At 68.8% G+C, this 20,718-nt stretch carries 18 protein-coding genes; 14 read left to right on the forward strand and 4 right to left on the reverse strand.

Annotation, left to right across the window (positions count from 1 at the left end):
- The first annotated feature begins 114 nt into the window (after window positions 1-114).
- The 5 genes from IB230_RS19305 (at window position 115) to IB230_RS19325 (ending at window position 4,739) form a co-directional block, all read left to right on the forward strand.
- Entirely contained in the window at window positions 115-1,230 is a 1,116-nt protein-coding gene (locus tag IB230_RS19305) for a hypothetical protein (protein WP_192274503.1), read from the forward strand.
- Window positions 1,231-1,285: 55 nt separating this feature from the next.
- A complete protein-coding gene (ttcA, locus tag IB230_RS19310; protein WP_192274504.1) occupies window positions 1,286-2,188 on the forward strand; it encodes a tRNA 2-thiocytidine(32) synthetase TtcA in 903 nt (300 codons plus the stop codon).
- A 64-nt stretch (window positions 2,189-2,252) separates the two neighbouring features.
- On the forward strand, window positions 2,253-3,155 hold the full coding sequence (locus IB230_RS19315; protein WP_192274505.1) for a recombination-associated protein RdgC: 903 nt from the start codon (window positions 2,253-2,255) through the stop codon (window positions 3,153-3,155).
- 40 nt (window positions 3,156-3,195) lie between these two features.
- Complete coding sequence (locus IB230_RS19320) at window positions 3,196-3,984, forward strand: SprT family zinc-dependent metalloprotease (protein ID WP_192274506.1); 789 nt, start codon at window positions 3,196-3,198, stop codon at window positions 3,982-3,984.
- A gap of 134 nt (window positions 3,985-4,118) precedes the next feature.
- A complete protein-coding gene (locus IB230_RS19325) occupies window positions 4,119-4,739 on the forward strand; it encodes a hypothetical protein (protein WP_192274507.1) in 621 nt (206 codons plus the stop codon).
- Here the strand turns inward: IB230_RS19325 and IB230_RS19330 are convergent.
- Window positions 4,719-5,564 (reverse strand): alpha/beta hydrolase, encoded by an 846-nt coding sequence (locus IB230_RS19330; protein WP_192274508.1) that lies wholly within the window; start codon window positions 5,562-5,564, stop codon window positions 4,719-4,721. The two genes, IB230_RS19325 and IB230_RS19330, sit on opposite strands and share 21 nt — an antisense overlap.
- Window positions 5,561-6,529 carry a ferrochelatase gene (gene hemH / locus IB230_RS19335; protein ID WP_192274509.1) on the reverse strand — a complete coding sequence of 323 codons (969 nt, stop codon included), beginning with the start codon at window positions 6,527-6,529 and terminating at the stop codon, window positions 5,561-5,563. The genes IB230_RS19330 and hemH overlap by 4 nt, the downstream gene beginning before the upstream one ends.
- 156 nt (window positions 6,530-6,685) lie before the next feature.
- Here hemH and IB230_RS19340 point away from each other — a divergent pair, with 156 nt between their 5' ends.
- From IB230_RS19340 to tatC, 4 genes are all read left to right on the forward strand, one after another.
- Window positions 6,686-7,543: a lipid-binding SYLF domain-containing protein gene (locus tag IB230_RS19340; RefSeq protein ID WP_192274510.1), complete on the forward strand. Its 858-nt coding sequence runs from the start codon at window positions 6,686-6,688 to the stop codon at window positions 7,541-7,543.
- An 81-nt stretch (window positions 7,544-7,624) separates the two neighbouring features.
- Window positions 7,625-7,846 (forward strand): Sec-independent protein translocase subunit TatA, encoded by a 222-nt coding sequence (tatA, locus tag IB230_RS19345; protein ID WP_062353690.1) that lies wholly within the window; start codon window positions 7,625-7,627, stop codon window positions 7,844-7,846.
- 24 nt (window positions 7,847-7,870) lie between these two features.
- On the forward strand, window positions 7,871-8,383 hold the full coding sequence (gene tatB / locus IB230_RS19350) for a Sec-independent protein translocase protein TatB (RefSeq protein ID WP_192274511.1): 513 nt from the start codon (window positions 7,871-7,873) through the stop codon (window positions 8,381-8,383).
- A complete protein-coding gene (gene tatC, locus IB230_RS19355; RefSeq protein WP_192274512.1) occupies window positions 8,380-9,138 on the forward strand; it encodes a twin-arginine translocase subunit TatC in 759 nt (252 codons plus the stop codon). Before tatB ends, tatC begins: the two co-directional genes overlap by 4 nt.
- 165 nt (window positions 9,139-9,303) lie before the next feature.
- Here tatC and IB230_RS19360 read toward each other — a convergent pair whose 3' ends face one another.
- Both IB230_RS19360 and IB230_RS19365 read right to left on the reverse strand, forming a co-directional pair.
- Window positions 9,304-10,185, reverse strand: a complete 882-nt coding sequence (locus IB230_RS19360; protein ID WP_192274513.1) for a BPSS1780 family membrane protein — start codon at window positions 10,183-10,185, stop codon at window positions 9,304-9,306.
- A 31-nt stretch (window positions 10,186-10,216) separates the two neighbouring features.
- Window positions 10,217-10,948, reverse strand: coding sequence for a glutamine amidotransferase (locus IB230_RS19365; protein ID WP_192274514.1), 732 nt, complete (start codon window positions 10,946-10,948; stop codon window positions 10,217-10,219).
- 91 nt (window positions 10,949-11,039) lie between these two features.
- Here IB230_RS19365 and glyQ point away from each other — a divergent pair, with 91 nt between their 5' ends.
- The 5 genes from glyQ (at window position 11,040) to IB230_RS19390 (ending at window position 20,716) form a co-directional block, all read left to right on the forward strand.
- On the forward strand, window positions 11,040-11,975 hold the full coding sequence (gene glyQ, locus IB230_RS19370) for a glycine--tRNA ligase subunit alpha (RefSeq protein ID WP_192274515.1): 936 nt from the start codon (window positions 11,040-11,042) through the stop codon (window positions 11,973-11,975).
- On the forward strand, window positions 11,972-12,628 hold the full coding sequence (locus tag IB230_RS19375) for a glutathione S-transferase family protein (RefSeq protein ID WP_192274516.1): 657 nt from the start codon (window positions 11,972-11,974) through the stop codon (window positions 12,626-12,628). Before glyQ ends, IB230_RS19375 begins: the two co-directional genes overlap by 4 nt.
- A 2-nt stretch (window positions 12,629-12,630) precedes the next feature.
- Complete coding sequence (gene glyS, locus IB230_RS19380; protein WP_192274517.1) at window positions 12,631-14,862, forward strand: glycine--tRNA ligase subunit beta; 2,232 nt, start codon at window positions 12,631-12,633, stop codon at window positions 14,860-14,862.
- Window positions 14,863-15,101: 239 nt separating this feature from the next.
- Entirely contained in the window at window positions 15,102-16,886 is a 1,785-nt protein-coding gene (locus IB230_RS19385) for an autotransporter assembly complex family protein (protein WP_192274518.1), read from the forward strand.
- On the forward strand, window positions 16,883-20,716 hold the full coding sequence (locus IB230_RS19390; protein WP_343227371.1) for a translocation/assembly module TamB domain-containing protein: 3,834 nt from the start codon (window positions 16,883-16,885) through the stop codon (window positions 20,714-20,716). Before IB230_RS19385 ends, IB230_RS19390 begins: the two co-directional genes overlap by 4 nt.
- Window positions 20,717-20,718: the final 2 nt, after the last annotated feature.

Genomic DNA, 20,718 nt, shown 5'->3' on the forward strand with positions numbered 1-20,718 from the left:
TGCCTGTCCGGTGCTAGGATCGGCCGCCGGCGAGGGACCGGCATCATCATGTCCAGGGGAAAATCGATGTCCGTGTTGTCACGCTGCTGCATGGCGGCGCTGCTGTCGTGCGCCATGTCGCCCACCGTTCTTGCCGCCGATCGGCAACCGCCGCCGCTGGACACCTTGCGTGCGGCGCCGTTGCACCTGGTCGCGCTGAACGACCGCACCCGCATGCAGGTGCCCTATGTCGGCCCTGCCGGCGCCCCGACCGTCGTGTCCAACACGATCCCGGCCGGCGCCCTGCTGGCCGGCAACCTGATCGGTGGGCTGGTCGTCGCCGGCATCGAGCACCAGCGCCTCAAGGAAGCGCGCGCCACCGTACAGCCTGCGTACGACCTGCTGCGCGAACGGCAGTGCCTGCTGGACGGAAGCACGGCCTTCATGGATGCGCTGGAGCCCATCGCCCGCCACCAGGGGCAACCGACCGTCGCCCGCCACGTGCTGACGGGCAAGCAGACCCTGGACGACGTGGTGTCGGCCAAGGACGAACGCCACATGCTGCTGCTCAGCTATGCGCTGACACCGGACCTGGACTACCTGCTGACCACGGTGCAGGTGATGTACGCGCCGAAGGGCGAAGGCAGCAAGGACTCCCGCGTCAGCTGGGACGGCCAGATCACGGTCGCCAGTCCTGCCGCCCCGCTGCCCGCCAAGACCCCCGACGACATGCAGCGGTTGGTGGACGAGGCACAGGCCGAGTGGATCGAGGGCGGCGGAGCCGCGCTCGTCGAAGCCGCCAATCGCGGCGACGCCGACGCGCGGCGGCGTGTCGCCGGCCGCTACGCCACCCACCAGCAACGCCTCAAGGACGCGCGCTCGGCGGAGTGGTCGCTACGCTACGCCTCGACAGAGCGCGCGCGCGTCTGGGTGGCCGACGACTGCGCGCCGCTGCGCCAGGCCATCGAGACCAATGCTGCGCGGGCGGCGGCGCTGTTGCCGCGCCTGTACGCGCAGGACCTGCAGCCGTTCCCCAAGCCCGGCTTCTGGAAAATGCCGCCGATCCCGGAAGAAACCCGCGACGGCATGGTGATCCGCGCCGGCGGCCCGATGGCGTGGCTGTCCTGGCCGGAAGGAAACACCATGCCGGGCCGGCACCCCTCGTCCACGTGGATGCCGGAAGGCGACACGCCGGAGCCCGAAGCACCGGCCGCCGGGGACACGCCGCCGCAGGACGCCGCCGCAGACTGACAGCACCCGTCCCGCGCGAGGCGAGGGTCGGAGGACGCCCGGGTAGAATGGCGCCATGAGCACCGTCCTGCCCCTGCCCGACCCCGTCCTGCGCCGTCCGGCCACCGATCCGCGTCGCGCCGCGCACGAGCAGGGCAAGCTGGCCAAGCGCCTGCGTCGCCAGGTCGGCCAGGCGATCGCCGACTTCGGCATGATCGAGGACGGCGACAAGGTGATGGTGTGCCTGTCCGGCGGCAAGGACAGCTACACCATGCTGGATATCCTGCTGCAGCTGCAGAAGAAGGCGCCGGTGCGCTTCGAGCTGGTCGCGGTGAACCTGGACCAGAAGCAGCCCGGCTTCCCCGAGCACGTGCTGCCGGAGTACCTGGAGCGCGTGGGCGTGCCGTTCCACATCATCGAGCAGGACACCTATTCGGTGGTCAGCCGGGTGATCCCGGAAGGCAAGACGATGTGTTCGCTGTGCTCGCGCCTGCGCCGTGGCTCGCTGTACAGCTATGCCGAGGAGAACGGCTTCACCAAGATCGCGCTGGGCCACCATCGCGACGACCTGGTGGCGACGTTCTTCCTCAACATGTTCTTCCACGCCAAGCTGTCGGGCATGCCGCCCAAGCTGCTGTCGGACAACGGCAAGCACGTGGTGATCCGCCCGCTCGCCTACGCACGCGAGGACGACATCGCCGAGTACGCCGACGCAAAGGGCTTCCCGATCATTCCCTGCAACCTGTGCGGCAGCCAGGAGAACCTGCAGCGCAAGCAGGTCAAGAAGATGATGGACGCCTGGGAACGCGAGACGCCCGGCCGCATCGAGACCATCGCACGCGCGCTGGGCGACATCCGCCCGTCGCAGCTCAGCGATCCGAACCTGTTCGATTTCCTGTCGCTCGGCCATCGCGATGGCGCCGCACTGCCCGGCGCGGCCCAGTGGCTCGCGGGCGATCCTGTCGCCGACGAGACCTGATACGCCCCTTTCGACCACGCCCACCGCGGCATGGCCTTTCCGCTTTCCAGAGACCTGTCTTTCGATGTTCTTCCGCAATCTGACGCTGTTCCGCTTCCCCACCTCCCTCGATTTCTCCCAGCTCGATGAACTGCTCCCGGAAGCCGCCCTCAAGCCGGTCGGGCCGCTGGAACTGTCCTCGCGCGGCTTCATCTCGCCGTTCGGCCGTGGCGAGGAAGCGCTGTCCCACCGCATCAACGACGCCATCTGGCTGAGCGTGGGCGGCGAGGACAAGATCCTGCCTGGCGCGGTGGTCAACGACCTGCTGCAGAAGAAGCTGCAGGAAATCGAGGCGAAGGAAGGCCGCAAGCCCGGCGGCAAGACGCGCAAGCGACTGAAGGACGACCTGCTGCACGAACTGCTGCCGCGCGCGTTCGTGAAGCCCTCGCGCACCGACGCGCTGATCGACCTGGAGCATGGCTTCATCGCCATCGATGCGTCCTCGCGCAAGACCGGCGAGAACGTGGTGTCGGAAGTGCGCCGCGCGCTGGGCAGCTTCCCCGCATTGCCACTCAATGCCGAAGTGGCGCCGCGCAACGTGCTGACCGGCTGGATCGCCGGCGAAGCCCTGCCGGAAGGCCTGTCGCTGGGCGAGGAATGCGAGCTCAAGGACGCGATGGACGGTGGCGCCGTGGTGAAGTGCCAGAATCAGGAGCTGCAGAGCGACGAGATCGCCAAGCACCTGGAAGCCGGCAAGCAGGTCACCAAGCTGGCGCTGGTGCTGGACGACCACGTGTCCTTCGTCCTCGGCGAAGACCTGATCGTGCGCAAGCTGAAGTTCCTCGACGGTGCGGTCGACCAGCTGGAGAACACCGAGCACGACGACCTGCGCGCCGAACTGGATGCACGCTTCGCCCTGATGTCGGGTGAGGTGAAGCGCCTGTTCCTGGTGCTGGAACACGCGCTCAAGCTCAGCAAGGCCGACTGAGCGCACGCGACCGCGGCGGCCCATCCACTACCATCGCCCCATGCCGTCCCTGCTCCAGCGCCTGATCACCCGCACGCCGCGCAGCGTGGAGCGCGATACGGTGACGGTGACGCTGGAGGACGGCCGCGCGCTGGACGTCCAGCGTGTCCGCGACCCTCGCGCGAAGCGGCTGAAGCTCAGCATCGACGAGCGTGGCGCGCGCCTGACCTTGCCGTGGCGCGCCAGCCTGGTCTCGGGCGAGCGCTTCCTGCAGCAGCATCGCGACTGGCTGGCCGAGCAGCTCGCGCGCCACGCGCCGGACGACGATGCGCCCGCGTTCGTTCCGGGCGAGACGACCCATCTGCCGTTGCGCGGCGAAGACATTCCCCTGCGGTGGCACGAGGGCCGCTTCGCCCGCATCGAACGGCAGGCGGACGGCATCCACGTCCACCTGCCTGCCCGCGTCAGCGACGCCACCCTGCGACGTACGTTGCGCGCGTTCTACGAGGCCGAGGCGCGCGCCGACATCGGGCGATGGTTGCCGGCCTACCTCGCCGGGCTTCCGCGTGCGCCACGCCAGATCCGCCTGAAGGTGATGTCCTCGCAATGGGGATCACTGGCGCCGGATGGCACCCTGACGCTGGACCTGGCGCTGGTGCTGGGCCGGCCGTCGGCGTTCGAATACGTGCTCGTCCACGAGCTGTGCCACCTGCTGCAGGCCAACCATTCGCCGGCCTTCTGGCGGGAAGTCGAAAGCCGCTTCCCCTCCTGGCGCGATGAGCGGGCGTGGTTCCACGCCGAGGGCCGCCGGCTCAAGGCCAAGCTGCACCGGCTTCTCAACACACAGTAGGCGCCGACTTCATGTGATGCCTCTCATGTCCTGAATGAGACGGGCGTCACGAATTCAGAGGCAAGCCGGCATCGGCGGGCCAGCAAGGAGCGCTGGACCGCCGGTCGGCCCCTTCCTCCCGCCGCCCGCCGATCATGAACCAGCGTCCATCCGCGCCACATCTCCCCTTCACGTCCGATACCGCGGACAGTTCCCGTCCGCCGGAGCCCGGCAACGCCGCGCGGGGATTCTCGCTGTACAACCTTCCGATCACCGAAACGGCCGCCAGCCTCGGCGCGCGCCGCGCGCTGATGAGCCGCAAGAGCCTGTCGGTCGAGGAAGCCGGCGCACGCGCCCGTGAACGACGACGCGAAGCCAGCAGGATCCAGCGCTTCGACCGCCTCGGGAAACTCCTGGCCCTGCTGTTGCCCGCCGCCGGAAGCGTGGCGTGGCTCGGCAGCACGCACGATTCCATCCCCCTGCTGCTCGCCGGCTACATCCTGTCCGGCCTGGCGGCCGCGGGACTCATCGCCCGTCTGACACGGATGCCGGCAGCGGCGCGCGCGCCACTGGAGCACTACTACCTGCCCAACGAACAACTGGCCAGTGCGGAGGACATCGCACTGCTGCGTCGTCTGGCGCAGCAGGATGGCGAGCTGGACGCGGTCACCACCACCTGGTGGCGGAGCAGCGCGCCCATCCGGAAGGGCGATGTGGCGCTGGCCGTGGAATTCCATGCCGCCAAGCGCGGCGGATCAGGACGCCAGGAAACCTGAGACCACGGCGGCGACGCCGGCAGGATCTTCCATGTGCAGGTGGTGCGTGCCGGCCATGACGTGCAACCGACCATCCGGCAGCCGTGCCGCGCGCTGCGAGCGCAGCGGTTCGGGGAAGTAGGGCTGCGGCGGATCCGCGTAGACCACCGTGGTCGGGCAGGCAATGCCGGCCACGAGCGCCGCGAGCTGCGCTTCATCCAGGCGCTGTGGCGTCGGCAGCGTCAATCGTGGATCGCTGCTCCAGACGAAGCCGCCTTCCACCGGCCGCACCCCTCGCTCGACCAGCAGCCGCGCCGCCGGTTCGCTCAACTGGTTCGCCAGCATGCGCGCGCGCACCGGTGCCGCGAGATCGGCGAACACGCGCAACTGCTTGCCCGGCAGCGCACGGGCCGCGGCGATCGCTTCACGCCAGCGGTCGGCGGTGCGCTCGACGGTTTCCGCCAGGCCACCAAGCGCTTCGATCACCACCAGCCGCTGCACGCGCTGCGGTACCGCCGCCGCCATCAGGCTGGCGATGCCGGCCCCCATCGAATGGCCGAGCAGCGAGAACGTCTCCCAGCCCAGCGCATCGGCGATGTCGAGCACGGCATTGACCGCCACCCCACTGGTGTACTCGGCGCCGGGCGCAAGATGCGCGCTGCGACCGTGGCCCGGCAGGTCGGGAGCTACAAGCTGCACGCCCGGCAGGTGGCCCGCCAGCGGGACGAAGCTGGCCGCGTTGTCCAGCCATCCGTGCAGCGCGAGCACCCGCGCGCCGTCGTGGCCGGCCCGTAGTCCGGCGATCCGCCCCAGCGGGATGTCGACCTCGAACTCGCGCACGCTCATGCGCCGGGGCCCGCTACCCGTCTCGCCAGCGCCGCCAGCGCATCGGCGTGCAAGGCGTCATCGTTGAGGCATGGCAGGTAACGCAGCTCACCACCACCCGCTGCATGGAAGAGCTCGGCGTTCTGCATCGCGATCTCTTCCAGCGTCTCCAGGCAATCGACCGCGAAGCCAGGGCAGACCACATCGACCCGGCGCACGCCACGCGCCGCGAGCGCCTGCAGCGTGGCGTCGGTGGCCGGCTCCAGCCAACGCTCCTTGCCGAAGCGGGACTGGTAGGTCAGCGTCCACTCCCCCTCACCGAGGCCCAGCGCCTCCACGATCGCTCGGGTACTGGCCTCGCACTGCTGCGGGTACGGATCGCCGTTGCGCGCCAGCCGTTGCGGCAGGCCGTGGTACGAGAACAGCAGGTGTTCGCCGGCGGTGTGGCGCTCGCGCCCTTGCCGGACCGAGGCCACGACCGCCGCGACCCAGTGCGGATCCGTCGCGTACTGCTCGATGAACTGCACTTCGAGGCCGGTGGCCTCGCGCAGCACGACGTCGCGGACCGACTCGGTGGTCGTCGTGGAGTACTGCGGATAGAGCGGCAGCACCACCACGCGGCGGATCCCCTCGGCTCGCAGCGCACGCAGCCGCTCGGCCAATGCCGGCTGGCCGTAGCGCATCGCGTCGAGCACGCGCCATTCCGGCAATTGCGCCTGCACCGCTCCGGCCAGCCGGCGCGTGTACACGGCGAGCGGCGAACCTTCCGGCATCCAGATGCTGGCGTACTTCTCCGCTGCGCGCGGGCCGCGCAGCGGCAGGATCAACCCGCGCAGCAGCGGCTGCCACAGCAGCCAGGGGATCTGCACCACGCGGCGATCGCTGAGGAACTCGGCCAGATAGCGGCGCACCGCCGGAGCCGTGGGCGCCTCGGGCGTTCCCAGATTGACGAGGAGCAGTGCAGTGGCGGGCGTGGTCGCTGGCATCCGCGTATTGTGTCAGAGCGTCGCAGTCGCGCCGATGCCGTGCGACCTTTCGCCGCACCGCAGACGGGACGGCACGCGTCAGCACCGATTCATCACAGCCCGCCTACTTTCAGGCAGTTGCAGCGTCCTGCTGCGAAACCCCCTTATGGAGCCGCCATGAACCGCACCTCCCGTCGCCTGCTGCCGCCCACCGCGCTCGCGCTGGCCGCCGCCCTGTTCGCCGGCCAGGCCATCGCGGGTCCCAAGGAAGACGAGCGCGCCACCAACGCGGTGCGCGTGCTCAACGAGATCCAGCGCATCCCCGAGAACGGGATCCCCGACAAGCTGCTCGACGAAGGCAGGGCGATCGTCGTCATTCCGGATACGTTGAAGGCGGGCCTGGTGATCGGCGGTCGCCGCGGCCACGGCCTGATGTCGGTGAAGAATCCCGATGGCAGCTGGTCGCAACCGGTCTTCATCAAGCTCACCGGCGGCAGCATCGGTTTCCAGGCCGGCGTGCAGTCGTCGGACGTGGTGCTGGTGTTCCGCAACGACCGCTCGCTCGACTCCATCGTCAACGGCAAGTTCACCCTCGGCGCCGATGCCGGCGTGGCGGCCGGCCCGGTCGGCCGCAATGCCAGCGCCTCCACCGATGGCCAGCTGAAGGCCGAGATCTGGTCGTGGTCGCGCGCGCGCGGCCTGTTCGCCGGCGTGGCACTCGATGGTGCCGTGCTCCAGATCGACGACGACGCCAACACCTCGGTCTACGGCAGCGCCGCCACGCCGCGCGCCATCTTCGAGAGCCGCGCGGGTCAGCCGTCGGATGCCGTGGTCGGCTTCCGCGACCAACTGGAAGAAGTCACCGAGCTTGCCCGCGGCAACCGCGGTACGAGCGGCACCCCCGCGCAGACGACGGCGCGCGCGCCCGCACCCGCCGTTGCGCCGGTGGTCGTCGAAGCGCCCGTGCAGACGCAGGGCTTCGAGCCCGTGCAGGAAGGTGAAGTGCGCACCGAGCCGCTGGACGGCACCCCGTAACGGAAGTAATGGGCGGTGGATCGCCATCCGGGCGGTCCGCCTGCGCTATCCTGAGCGCCCCAACTTTCCTGCGAGTACACCATGGGCGGTTTGAGCATCTGGCATTGGATCATCGTGCTGGTGGTCGTATTGCTCGTCTTCGGCACCAAGCGCCTGCGCAACGCCGGCCAGGACCTGGGCGAAGCGGTCAAGGGCTTCAAGAAGGGCATGAAGGACGACGACAAGCCGGCCGGCCAGCTGAACGACCAGTCGCGCACCGATGAGTCCAGCGCCGCCAAAGAGCGCGACCGCGACGCCAACTGATCCGGCGGGACGCCCGCCGCGACCATGTTCGACATCGGTTTCAGTGAACTGCTGGTCATCGCCATCGTCGCGCTGATCGTGCTGGGTCCCGAACGCCTGCCCAAGGCCGCGCGCTTCGCCGGCCTGTGGGTCCGCCGTGCACGTGCGCAGTGGTATTCGGTGAAGGACGAGCTGGAACGTGAGCTCGCCTCCGAGGAACTCAAGCGCAACCTGAAGGACGCGCAGGACGCATTGCGCGATACCGAGCAGCGCATCCGCGACAGCACGCGCGAAACCGAGCGCCAGTTCGAGGACCTGCGGCAGGCCGCCCGCGATGACGCACAGGCGCTGCGCGACGACATCGAGTCTTCCATCACGCCGCCCGCGCTCGCGAAACCGCCGGCTGCGCCTGCGGCAGCCGATCCTGGGCCGGTGCTCGAAGAGGAAGCCCGCCTCGCTTCGACGACCGACACGCAGGTCGATGCTCCGCAGGACGAAACGCACGTGCCCGAAACGGGCACGACCGCCGACCTGTTCCCGCCGAAGGACGCGCGATGAACCGCGAATCCCCGGAGCAGGAAGCCGAGAGCAGCCTGATGGAACATCTGCTGGAACTGCGCACGCGGCTGGTGCGCGGTCTCGCAGGGACCGGCATCATCCTGCTCGCGCTGCTACCGTTCGTGCGGCAGCTCTACGATCGCCTCGCCCAGCCGCTGATCTCCCAGCTGCCCGCGGGACAGGCGACGCAGATGATCGCCAGCGACCCGACGTCCGGGTTCTTCGCGCCGATCAAGCTGGCGTTTTTCCTCGCCCTGTTCCTGTCCTCGCCGTGGCTGCTGTTCCAGGCCTGGAGCTTCGTCGCACCCGGCCTGTACAAGCACGAGAAACGACTGGCGGTGCCCCTGCTGGTCTCGGCCATCGCGCTGTTCTATGCCGGCTGCGCGTTCGCGTACTTCCTGGTGCTGCCCAGCGTGTTCCACGCGCTGACCGTGTTCACGCCGGACATCGTGACGCTGGCGCCGGATCCGGCGAAGTACCTCGACTTCGTGATGGTGATCTTCCTGGCCTTCGGCGTCAGCTTCGAGCTGCCGGTGGCCCTGGTGATCATGGTGCTGCTGGGGTGGGTGACGCCGCAGCAGCTGCGCGAGGGCCGTGGCTACGCCATCGTCGGTGTCTTCGTCATCGCCGCGCTGATCACGCCGCCCGACGTGGTGTCGCAGCTGATGCTCGCCATCCCGATGTGCCTGCTGTACGAGCTGGGCATCATCGCCGCCGGCTGGTTGAAACCGAAACCGGCGCCCGAGACGCCGTAGTCGCTCGACAAGGCAAGTCCGCCTCCACGGCACCGGCATGTCCCGAGCGTGGGCGCGCTTTTCGTAGAGCGGAGCTTGCTCCGCTTCTCTTCGGCCGACGTCGGTTGGCGGCTCAGCCGAGCAAGCTCGGCTCTACTGGATGCAGCGTCGGCGCTTGCGCCGGCTTCAGACCTCGATCCGCGAGGGCGCCGTTGGTGCGCCCGGCGTGGCCGCGCCCTCGCCCAGCATCTGTCGCCATGCGGTGTAGGCGGCACCCGCAAGCACCGGCATCACCAATGCCATCAAGGTGAACTGCCACAGCCCCATTGCGATGGCCCCACCGACGACCAGCGCCAGGATCGACGCGACCAGCAGCGATCCCATGCCGACCGCGAAGATGGCGATGCCGGCCAGCAGGTAGAACACCAGCATCGCGGTCCAGTTGTGCACGCAGGCGCGCAGGCTGTTGCGCATGGCGTCGATGACGTGCGTGCCGGAGAACAGGATCTGCGGCGACGCAATGAACGTCATCCATTTCACCGCCACGAAGACGACCGCCACCAGCAACAGCCACAGCAGCAGGCGACCGGCCGGGAGCCCTTCGACCAGTGAGGGGTCGGGCTGGCCGCCGGCGGCCGCGATCGTCTGCATCTTCTGGTAGACATCGGCCAGATGCTGCAGTTGTTCGGTCCCCACCATCACGAACAGCAGCGCGCCCATCACCAGCGCGGCCAGCAGTTGCGGCAACAGCGTCGCCAGCAGCGCGGGCGCGTGGCCATCGCGGACCGGCTGCAGCAGGTTCGAGGGCTGCGCCGCGCGTCCCTGGTCGACTTCGCGCACGGCCCACAGCATGCCCGCGAAGAACAGCGGGCCGGCCAGCACCAACAGGAACTGCATCGCCAGCGTCATCGCCGGCAGCGTCACGGCGACCAGCGCCACCACCATCGACATCAATCCCCACAGCACAGCAAGCGTGGCCAGCGGCACCGGCGCGCGCTTCAGCAGCGCGAAGCCCGCCAGCAGCCATTCCGCGCCGGCACTGGCCGGCACCTTGTTGATCGTCGACATCGGGGTTCTCTGAGGGGTGTGCAGCGGTGAATCAGCGCGCGTGCAGGCCACGCGCATGGCGGACGAACCGCCGCAATAGTTTGCGGGCTTGCGGCGCCGCCGTCACGCTGCGGGCGATGGTGCCCGGGCAGCGGCCCTCGCTGCGCAGGTGGTCGGCGCGGGCATGCACGTAGCCGCGCATGTGGTGGGTGGCGAATTCGGGGTGGAACTGCACGCCCCACGCGCGGTCGCGCCAGCGGAAGGCATGGCACCCGTCCTGCTCGGAGCGCGCCAGCACCGTGGCGCCTTCCGGCGGCCGCGCCACCGTCTGCACATGGGTGGCGTGGGCGGCGAACTTCAGCGGCAGCGCGGAGAACAGCGGATCGTCCTGCGCATGCGGATGCAGGTCGATGTGGACCGTGCCGGACTCGCGCCCGGCCGGGTTGTAGGCGACTTCACCGCCGAGGGCGTGCGCCAGCAACTGGTGTCCGTAGCAGATGCCCAGCAGCGGCAGGCCTTCATGGGCGGCATCGCGCAGCCAGTCGGCACTGCGCTCGCTCCAGTCGGCGCGATCGGTGACCATCGCGGCGGAGCCGCTGACGATGACGCCGGCAAAGCCTTCGCGCGAGGGCAAGGCATCGCCGCGCTCGACGTTGGCCACCACGGTTTCGTCCGCTTCCAATCCGGCGGCGACGCGGATCCAGTGCGGGAAGCCGCCATAGCGCCGCATCGAGCGCACCGGCTGGCCGGTTTCGACGATGAGGAAAGGGGCTTTCACGGGCATATCCACGACGGCGGCGAACGGGCGAAAAGCGGCGGAAGGACAAGGGCTTGCCCGTATACTAGCCCGCTTTTCCGCAGTGCACGATAACGCGATGGCCGGACAAACCATTTCATCGGCAACCACCTTCCAGGGCCTCAGTTTGCAGGCCCTGATCCAGACCCTGAACCAGTACTGGGCCGAACAGGGCTGCGTGCTGATCCAGCCGTTGGACCTGGAAGTCGGTGCCGGCACCTTCCACCCGGCCACCTTCCTGCGCGCGCTGGGACCGGAGCCGTGGAATGCCGCCTACGTGCAGCCCAGCCGCCGCCCCACCGACGGCCGCTACGGCGAAAACCCCAACCGCCTGCAGCGTTACTACCAGTACCAGGTGGTGATGAAGCCCAATCCCGACAACCTGCAGGAGCTGTATCTCGGCTCGCTGAAGGCGCTGGGTATCGATCCGCGCGTGCACGACCTGCGCTTCGTCGAGGACAACTGGGAATCGCCGACCCTCGGCGCCTGGGGCCTGGGCTGGGAAGTCTGGTTGAACGGCATGGAAGTCACCCAGTTCACCTACTTCCAGCAGGCCGGCGGCCTGGAATGCCGCCCGGTGCTGGGCGAGATCACCTACGGCCTCGAGCGCCTCTGCATGTACCTGCAGAACGTCGACAACGTCTACGACCTGGTGTGGACCGTCGGTCCGCAGGGCGTGGTCACCTATGGCGACGTCTACCACCAGAACGAAGTCGAACAGAGCACGTACAACTTCGAACACGCGGACGTCGCCGAGCTGTTCCATCGCTTCGACGCCTGCGAGAAGGAAGCGCTGAAGCTGGTCGAGGCCGGCCTGCCGCTGCCCGCCTACGAGCAGGTCACCAAGGCCAGCCACAGCTTCAACCTGCTGGATGCGCGCCGCGCGATCTCCGTGACCGAGCGCCAGCGCTACATCCTGCGCGTGCGCAAGCTGGCGCAGGGCGTGGCCGAGGCTTACTACGCGCAGCGCGAGAAGCTGGGCTTCCCCGGCCTGAAGCGGGACAACGGCGCGTGATCCTGATCGGCATGTTCGATTCGCCGTTCGTACGGCGCGTCGCCGTGGCGATGGAGCTGCACGGCGTATCGTTCGAACACCGCGACTGGTCGGTGGGTCGTGACTTCGACCACATCCGCGAGTACAGCCCGCTCGGGCGCGTGCCTGTGCTGGTGCTGGACGACGGCGAAGCGCTGACCGAGTCGGCGGTGATCCTCGACTGGCTGGACGGCCAGGCCGCCGAGGGCACCTCGCTGCTGCCGCCGCACGGCGCGCAGCGCCGGCAGGCGCTGAAGCTGGTCGGCTATGCGACCGGCGCCGTCGAAAAGGCACTGCTGCAGGTGATGGAACGTGTGTTCCGCCCCGCCGAAAAGAGTCACCAGCCCTGGCTCGATCGCTGCCACCTGCAGATGCGCGGCGCCCTGCAGGTGCTGGATGACGCCTGCGTGGAAGCGGGCGATGCCGACTGGCTGGTCGGCGAGCGCATCGGCCTGGCCGACATCACCCTGGCCTGTTTCTGCACCTATGTGCGCGATGCGGTGCCGTTCGACCTGGATGCATTCCCGGCGTTGTCCGCGCGCGTCGCGCGTTACGAGGCGTTGCCGGTGTTGCAGAAGTACTACGTGCCGTTCGATGCGCCGGTTCCCGGTGCCGCGGCCCCCGCGAAGGATTGAAGATGAGCCAGACCTCCTCCCTGCTGATCGAACTGGGCACCGAAGAGCTGCCGGTCAAGGCGCTGCCCGGCCTGGCGCAGGCCTTCTTCGATGGCGTGACCACGGCGCTGGAGAAGCGTGGCATCGGTTTCGAACGTGGCGACGCCAAGCCGCTGTACACCCCGCGCCGCCTGGCGGTGCTGCTGCCGGCGGTGGACGTGGAGCAACCGGAGCAGAAGTCCGAAGTGCTCGGCCCGTACCTCAACATCGCGCTGGACGCGAACGGCGCGCCGACCAAGGCGCTGGAAGGCTTCGCCGCCAAAGCCGGCATCGACTGGACGCAGCTGGAACGCACCACCGACGGCAAGGGCGAACGCTTCGTCCATCGCGCGGTGAAGCCCGGCGCGAAGACCGCCGACCTGCTGGCCGAGATCGTGCGCGAAGCGCTGGCCGGCATGCCGATCCCCAAGCCGATGCGCTGGGGCGACCACGACTACGCGTTCGCGCGGCCGGTGCACTGGCTGGTGCTGCTGCTGGGCAAGGACGTGGTGCCGGCCGAGGTGCTGGGCGTGACGTCCGACCGGATGAGCCGCGGCCATCGCTTCGAGCACGACAAGCCGGTGTGGATCAACACTCCCGACGAGTATGTCTTCGCCCTTGAAGGCGCGAAGGTGCTGGTCGATCCCGATGCCCGCCGCGCGCGCATCGTCGATGAAGTGCAGAAGGCCGCGGCGCAGGCCGGCGGCAGCGCGCGCGTCACCGACGACAACCTGGAACAGGTGGTCTGCCTGACCGAATGGCCGGCGGCGGTGCTGTGCAGTTTCGAGTCCGCGTTCCTGGCCGTGCCGCAGGAAGCGCTGATCGAGACGATGGAGATCAACCAGAAGTTCTTCCCGGTGCTTAGCGACGGCGGCAAGCTGACCGAGCACTTCATCGGCATCGCGAACATCCAGTCGCAGGACGTGGCGGAAGTGCGCAAGGGCTACGAGCGCGTGATCCGTCCGCGCTTCGCCGATGCGAAGTTCTTCTTCGACGAAGACCTGAAGCAGGGCCTCGCGTCGATGGGCGACGGCCTGAAGACCGTCACCTACCAGGCCAAGCTGGGCAGCGTGGCCGACAAGGTCGCGCGCGTGGCCGCGCTGGCAGAAACCATCGCCACGCAGATCGGCGCCGATCCGGCGCAGGCGCGCCGCGCCGCCGAACTGGCGAAGAACGACCTGCAGTCGCGGATGGTTAACGAATTCCCGGAACTGCAGGGCATCGCCGGCCGCCACTACGCCATCGCCGCCGGCGAGCCGAAAGAGATCGCGCTGGCCATCGACGAGGCCTACCAGCCGCGCTTCGCCGGCGACGACATCGCGCTGTCGCCGCTGGGCAAGGTGCTGGCCATCGCCGAGCGCCTGGACACGCTCGCCGGTGGATTCGCCGCGGGGTTGAAGCCGACCGGCAACAAGGATCCGTTTGCCTTGCGCCGTAATGCGCTGGGGTTGGCGAGGACGGTGATCGAGAGTGGGTTCAATCTGGACCTGAAGACCTTGCTCGCGTCCGCCGTGGGCCAAGCATCGCTCGCCATCGCCGAAACCAGTCCGCAGGACGCCAGCAAGGTCAAGGATCATTTCAAAGGCACCGGGATCTCCGTCGCCGATGCGGCAAGTGCTGAACAAGGCTGGGTCGCTACGCATCTCAGCAAGTTCTTCTCCGAGAAAGGCCAGACCTTGCATTTCCTGGAGTCTGGCTCGATCGCCAACGACCTCTACGACTTCATCCTCGACCGCCTGCGCAGCTACTACGCCGACAAGGGCGTGCCGGCCGCGCACTTCACCGCGGTCGCGGAACTGAAGCCGGCCTCGCTTTACGACTTCGACACGCGCCTGGATGCCATCGGGACCTTCGCCACGCTGCCGGAGGCCGAAGCACTGGCTGCCGCCAACAAGCGCATCGGCAACATCCTCAAGAAGGCCGACATCGCCATCCCGCACGCGATCGACCGCACGCTGCTGAACGACCCGGCCGAAAGCGCACTGGCCGAAGCGGTGGAAGCCGTACTCGGCGAGACCGACGAAGCCCTGCACCACCACGACTACGTGACCGTACTGAACCACCTCGCACGCCTGCGCCCGCAGGTCGATGCGTTCTTCGATGGCGTGATGGTCAACGCCGACGACTTGGCCGTGCGCGCCAACCGCCTGGCCCTGCTGAAGCGCCTGGCCGATCGCTTCCGTGCGGTGGCGGCGATCGAGCATCTGTCGAACTGACGTCCTCGCCATGCGCCCCCTCCCCTGCTTGCGGGGGAGGGCTGGGGTGGGGGCAAGCGCGATGCAGGGCTCGCTCACAGAACCCTCGTCTGTGTCGTGTCGCCTTTGCCCCCATCCCAACCTTCCCCCGCGCGCGGGGGAAGGAGCGCATCGCGATGATCGAAGGCTTCCGTGAACGATGCGCTGCGTGATCGCGCACCCCTTCACCCTGCTTAACCTGCACCGGGTATCCTCCCCGCATGCGTCGATTCCCCCGCTTCGCCACCTTCGTCGTCCTGCTCGCCGCCACGGCTCCGGCCTGGGCCGCGGCCATCGTCGACAAGGTGCAGGTCGAAGGGCTGGACGACGAGTTGATGGTCGAGAACATCAACGCCGCGCTGTCGCTGAACGACTCGCTGGGCAAGCGGCTGGGCGAATCGCGGCTGGAGTACCTGCTGGGCGAAGCCGTCGCTGAAACGCGCGAAGCGCTGGAGCCGTTCGGCTATTACTCGCCCACCGTCACCCTCGACGCGCCCCGCACCGAGGGCGCCGAGGACGAACGCCTGACGGTGACCGTGCGTGTCGATCTCGGCGAACCGGTACGCGTGCGCAAACGCGACCTCTCCATCGAGGGCGAGGGTGGCGACGACCGCTACCTCAAGGAAGACCTGGCGGCGTTCGCACCGGATGTCGGCGACGTCTTCGACCACACCACCTACGAGGCGAGCAAGCTGGCCATCGTGCGGCGCCTCGCCGATCGCGGTTACTTCGATGCCGACTTCACCCACCGGCGCGTCGAGGTCACGCGCGCCGACCACGCCGCCGACATCGCACTGGGCTGGGTCAGCGGCATCCGTTACGACATGGGCGCCACCACCTTCCACCAGGACAAGTTCGATCCCGGCCTGCTGGAGAAGCTGGTGTACTGGGAAGAAGGCAGCTACTTCCACCAGGGCAAGCTGGATCGCCTGCGCGAGTCGCTGGTGGGACTGGACTACTTCTCCAGCATCGACATCCAGGCCAATCCCGACAAGGCCGAGGACGGCCGCGTGCCGATCGACGTGAACCTGGAGCTCGCCAAGCGCGACATCTACACCGCCGGCCTCAGCTACGGCACCGAGAGTGGTCCCGGTATCCGGCTGGGCCTGGACCGTCGCTACGTCAATTCGCGCGGACACAAGCTGTCCACCCACCTGGACTACGCGCAGAAGCGCAAGACGCTGCTGACGCAGTACCGCATCCCGGCGTTCAAGTGGCTGGACGGCTGGTACACCGTCGGCGTACAGGCCAGCGATGAGCAGACCGACTACATCGACCTGCGCCATGTCGAGTTCACCGGCAGTCGCAGCGGCCAGGTCAGCGAGGACTGGACGGCGGTCGCGTCGATCCATGCGCTGCGCGAACGCTGGCGCTACGTCGAGAACGATCCGCTCACCGGCCTGCCCGATACCACCGTGCAGTACGCCACGTTCACCTACCCGTCGCTGCGCGCGGACTACACCAACTCGCCGGTGGGTTCGAACCGACCCGACCAGCTGGCCGGCTCCATCCTGCTGCGCGGCGGCGTGGACGGCGCGGGGTCGGACGCCAACTTCATGCAGTTCCACATGCGTGCGCGGTGGTCGCAGCGCTACAAGACCAACAGCGCGCTGATCGTGCGCGGCGAGTACGGACACACCTTCACCAGCTCGCTGGTGGCGATGCCGCCGTCGCTGCGCTTCTTCGCCGGTGGCGACCGCAGCATCCGCGGCTACGCCTGGCGCGAAGTCGGCCCGCGCCGCGGCGACTATGCGCTGGGTGCGAAGAACGTGCTGACCGGCAGCGTCGAGTACGAGCTGTATCCGAACGGCGGACCGTTCGGCGGCGCCGTCTTCGTCGACACCGGCAGCGCCTTCGACGGTACGCGTCCCGACCTGAGCACCGGCGTAGGCATCGGCTTCCGCTGGCGCTCGCCGGTGGGACCGGTGCGGCTCGACGTGGCGCATGGCCTCAACGACCCGGATTCCAGCTTCCAGATCTACCTCAACATCGGGACGGATCTGTGAGGAAGCACAAGCTCCCGGACAACCTCACGCCCGAAGAGCGCGACGCGCGCATCGCCGAACTGCGCGCGCGCCGCAAGGCACGCATGCGCACGCTGGCGATCCGCAGCGCGATCGGCACCGGCATCCTCACCGTCCTGTTATGCATCGGCCTGTACTGGCTGCTGCAGACCGTCGCGGGCCGCGACGTGCTGCTGGCGCAGATCAAGGCACGCCTGCCGGCGGACGCTTCGTTGAACTACCGCGAAGCGGAGGGACCCATCGCCGGCCCGCTGACCTTGCGCGGCGTCGACTTCCGCTGGGACAAGATCCGCTTCACCGCCGACGAGGTCTACCTGGAGCCGGACCTGCGTCCGCTGCTCGGCAAGCGCCTGCGCCTGGACGTGCTGAAACTGCGCGGCGCGATGCTCGACGTGCCCGAAAGCGACGAGCCGTTCGAACTGCCGCACTGGCCCGACCTGCTGCCGCAGATCGAGATGCCGCTGGCCATCCAGGCGGACCGGCTGGAGATCGACCGCTTCCTGGTCCGCCAGAGCGGCCAGCCGGTCATCGACATCACGCATGCCAGCGGCGGCATCGATATCGGCAACGGCTACGTGATCGCCGAGAAGCTGGCCATCGCCAGCGATCGTGGCGCTTTCGGGGTGCACGGCAGTTACGCGCCGCGCGACGGCTACGCGACCGACCTCACGGCCACCGGCGTGTTCCCCGCCCCGCTCGGACGCACGCCGGCCCGCATCGGGCTGGTGGCGCGCGGCAACCGCGCACGCATGAATGTCGGCGTGTCCGGCGCCGCGCCCGCGCCGCTGCGGGCGACGCTCACCCTGCGCGGCGAGACGAGACCGACGTGGAACTTCGCGGCGAAGAGCGAAGCCCTGGACCTTTCACTGCTCGGCGTGATGGACGACAGCACGCCGGTGTCGTTCGACCTGGTCGCCAAGGGCGCCGGTGGCGCTGCCGACCTGCAGGGCACCGTGCAGCAGGGCGATATCGCGGTCGTCATCGAACCCTCGCATGCACGCATCGATGGCGAAGTGCTGACCGTGGAGCCGCTGGCGATCCGCGCGTTCGATGGTTACGCCTCGCTGCGCGGCCGTGCCGACTTCACCGTGCCGGAGAATCCCGAGTTCCGCTTCGCCGTCAACGCGCGCGGCCTGCGCTGGGGCACCGAGGCGGACAGCATGATCGGCGCCGAGGGCGACTTCGGCGTCGCCGGCAAGCTGGAGGCATGGGCAGCGCTGGGCAAGGCCACGCTGACGCGCGGCGACGACAGCGCCGTGCTGGAGTTCGATGGCAGCGGCAACGCCGAGCGCGCGCAGGTGAAGACGCTGCGCGCCACCATGCCGACCGGCACGCTGGATGCCACCGGCACCGTCGGCTGGTCGCCGGTACTGGACTGGGATGTCACCGCCACGCTGGCCGGATTCGATCCCGGCTATTTCGCGGCAGGCTGGAACGGCAACGTGTCCGGCGAGCTGGCCTCGAAGGGACAGCAGCGCGAGGACGGCCTGTTCAAAGGCACATTGGATGTCCCGAGACTCACCGGCCGCCTGCGCGATCGCCCGCTGGATGCGCGCGGCACGTTCGCCCTGGACGGCAACAACGGCTCGGGCGATCTCGCGCTGTCGCTCGGCGGCAGCCGCGTCACCGCGAATGGCAAGGTCGGCGACACGCTGGACGTGGACGCCGCGTTGAGTCCGCTGAACCTGGCGGACCTGCTGCCAGAGGCCAGTGGCACGTTGGCCGGCACGGTCAATCTCACCGGCGCACGCACCGCACCGAACATCGACGCCGACCTCGGCGGCGAGAACCTGCGCTGGAACGACTGGAGCGCGGGCACGCTGAGCCTGCGCGGGCGCCTGCCGTGGCGCAGCGGCGACGGCGATCTCGCCCTGCAGGGCAGTGCGGTGGATGTCGGCACCGTGCTGGACAACGTGACCCTCAATGCGCGTGGCGCGGTGGAAGATCTGCGCTTCGACGGCGACGCCCGCAATGCCATGGGCGCGGTCGCGTTGTCGGGCACGGTAGAAAAGCGCGGTGCCAATTGGCAGGGCTCGCTGGACGCGCTGCGTATCGCACCGTCCAAGGGCAATCCGTGGACGCTGCGGCAGCCTGCCCGCTTCGCGCAGAACGGCGCCAACTGGACGCTGTCGGAAAGCTGCCTCGGTTCGGACATCGGCGGTGCGCTCTGCGCCAGCGCCAACTGGCCGCGCCAGGGACTCGAAGTGCGCGGCGAAGCGCTGTCGCTGGCGCTGGTGCAACCGTGGCTGCCGCCGGCCGATGGTCGTCCGCTGACGCTGCGCGGCGAGTTCACGCTGGATGCGACGCTGCGCCCGGCCGGCAACGCCTGGCAGGGCGAGGTGCATCTGGCCTCGCTCGATGGCGGCCTGAAGATGGGCACCACCGCGCGCGGCGAGATCATCCGCTACGACAACTTCACCCTCGATGTGGATTTCACTCCGCAGCGGATCCAGGGCCGCCTCGGCACCGGCTTCAAGGGCGACGGCTATGTCGATGCGACCTTCAATACCGGCTGGGATGCGTTCGCGCCGCTGAAGGGCGACCTGTACTTCCACAACTCGCGCCTGTTCTGGATGGAGCTGTTCTCGCCGGACCTGGTGCGCCCGCAAGGCAAGCTGGCCGGCCATATCGGCGTCGCCGGCACGCGCGGCCACCCACTGCTGAGCGGTGAGGCCACGCTGACCGAGTTCACCGGCGAACTGCCGGCGCTCGGCGTGTCGCTGACCGATGGCGGCGCCGAGCTGGTCGCGCTGTCCGACGGCAGCGCGCGTATCGACGGCAGCATGAAGACGGTGTCGTCCACCGGCGGCACCGGCACCGGCGGCGTGCTCAACGTGGCCGGCACGCTGGGCTGGAACAACGACACCACGCCGCTGCAGTTCCAGGTGCGCGGCGACAACGTGCTGGTCTCCGACACCACCGACCTGCGTGCGGTCGCCTCGCCGAACATCCAGGTGGGCTTCGCCGACAACACCATCCAGGTGCGCGGCGAGGTCGGCATCCCGTCCGCCACGATCGACGTGGAGAAACTCGACAGCGGCGTCTCCGCGTCGGAAGACGTGGTGATCCTCGATCCCGTCGACCCCGAGCGTGCGCCGAGTTCGCGGCTGGACTTGGACCTCGCGCTCAAGGTCGGCGACAAGGTGGAGCTGAAGGGCTACGGCCTGGAGGGCACGCTGGCCGGCACCCTGCATGTGCGCTCGCAACCGGGCCGCGAAATGCTGGCGACCGGCCGCCTCGATGTCGACGGCCGCTACGAGGCTTATGGCCAGAAGCTGCGCATCACCCGTGGCGAACTGGCGTGGAGCAACAACGCCGTCTCCGATCCGCGCATCAACATCCGCGCCGAGCGCGAAGTGGTCAGTGCGGGCGTCACCGCCGGCATCGATGTCACCGGCCGCGCCAGCCAGCCGCGCGCACGCGTGTGGTCGAATCCGGCGATGGCCGAATCCGAAGCGCTTGCCTACCTGGTCCTGGGCCGCTCGCTCAACACCGCCAGCAGCGACGAGAGCCAGCGCATCAACGCGGCCTCGTCCGCGCTCGGCGCCGGCGCTGGCCTGCTGGCCTCCCAGCTCGGCGCGAAGATCGGCCTGGACGATGCCGGCGTGCTGGAGTCGCGCACGCTGGGCGGCTCGGTGTTCGGCGTGGGCAAGTACCTCTCGCCGAAGCTCTACGTCAGCTACGGCGTCTCGATGGTCGGTTCGGGCTCGGCGGTCACGCTGAAGTACCTGCTGCGCAAGGGCTTCGACGTGGAAATCGAGTCGAGCACCACCGAGACACGCGGCTCGATCAACTGGCGCAAGGAGAAGTAGGC

Source organism: Pseudoxanthomonas sp. PXM01 (assembly GCF_014851815.1).
Lineage (GTDB): Bacteria > Pseudomonadota > Gammaproteobacteria > Xanthomonadales > Xanthomonadaceae > Pseudoxanthomonas_A.

Coding starts and splice junctions, on each gene's coding strand:
- IB230_RS19305 (WP_192274503.1), top strand. CDS start 115: ATGTCGCCCACCGTTCTTGCCGCCGATCGGCAACCGCCGCCGCTGGAC.
- ttcA (WP_192274504.1), top strand. CDS start 1,286: ATGAGCACCGTCCTGCCCCTGCCCGACCCCGTCCTGCGCCGTCCGGCC.
- IB230_RS19315 (WP_192274505.1), top strand. CDS start 2,253: ATGTTCTTCCGCAATCTGACGCTGTTCCGCTTCCCCACCTCCCTCGAT.
- IB230_RS19320 (WP_192274506.1), top strand. CDS start 3,196: ATGCCGTCCCTGCTCCAGCGCCTGATCACCCGCACGCCGCGCAGCGTG.
- IB230_RS19325 (WP_192274507.1), top strand. CDS start 4,119: ATGAACCAGCGTCCATCCGCGCCACATCTCCCCTTCACGTCCGATACC.
- IB230_RS19330 (WP_192274508.1), bottom strand. CDS start 5,564: ATGAGCGTGCGCGAGTTCGAGGTCGACATCCCGCTGGGGCGGATCGCC.
- hemH (WP_192274509.1), bottom strand. CDS start 6,529: ATGCCAGCGACCACGCCCGCCACTGCACTGCTCCTCGTCAATCTGGGA.
- IB230_RS19340 (WP_192274510.1), top strand. CDS start 6,686: ATGAACCGCACCTCCCGTCGCCTGCTGCCGCCCACCGCGCTCGCGCTG.
- tatA (WP_062353690.1), top strand. CDS start 7,625: ATGGGCGGTTTGAGCATCTGGCATTGGATCATCGTGCTGGTGGTCGTA.
- tatB (WP_192274511.1), top strand. CDS start 7,871: ATGTTCGACATCGGTTTCAGTGAACTGCTGGTCATCGCCATCGTCGCG.
- tatC (WP_192274512.1), top strand. CDS start 8,380: ATGAACCGCGAATCCCCGGAGCAGGAAGCCGAGAGCAGCCTGATGGAA.
- IB230_RS19360 (WP_192274513.1), bottom strand. CDS start 10,185: ATGTCGACGATCAACAAGGTGCCGGCCAGTGCCGGCGCGGAATGGCTG.
- IB230_RS19365 (WP_192274514.1), bottom strand. CDS start 10,948: ATGCCCGTGAAAGCCCCTTTCCTCATCGTCGAAACCGGCCAGCCGGTG.
- glyQ (WP_192274515.1), top strand. CDS start 11,040: ATGGCCGGACAAACCATTTCATCGGCAACCACCTTCCAGGGCCTCAGT.
- glyS (WP_192274517.1), top strand. CDS start 12,631: ATGAGCCAGACCTCCTCCCTGCTGATCGAACTGGGCACCGAAGAGCTG.
- IB230_RS19385 (WP_192274518.1), top strand. CDS start 15,102: ATGCGTCGATTCCCCCGCTTCGCCACCTTCGTCGTCCTGCTCGCCGCC.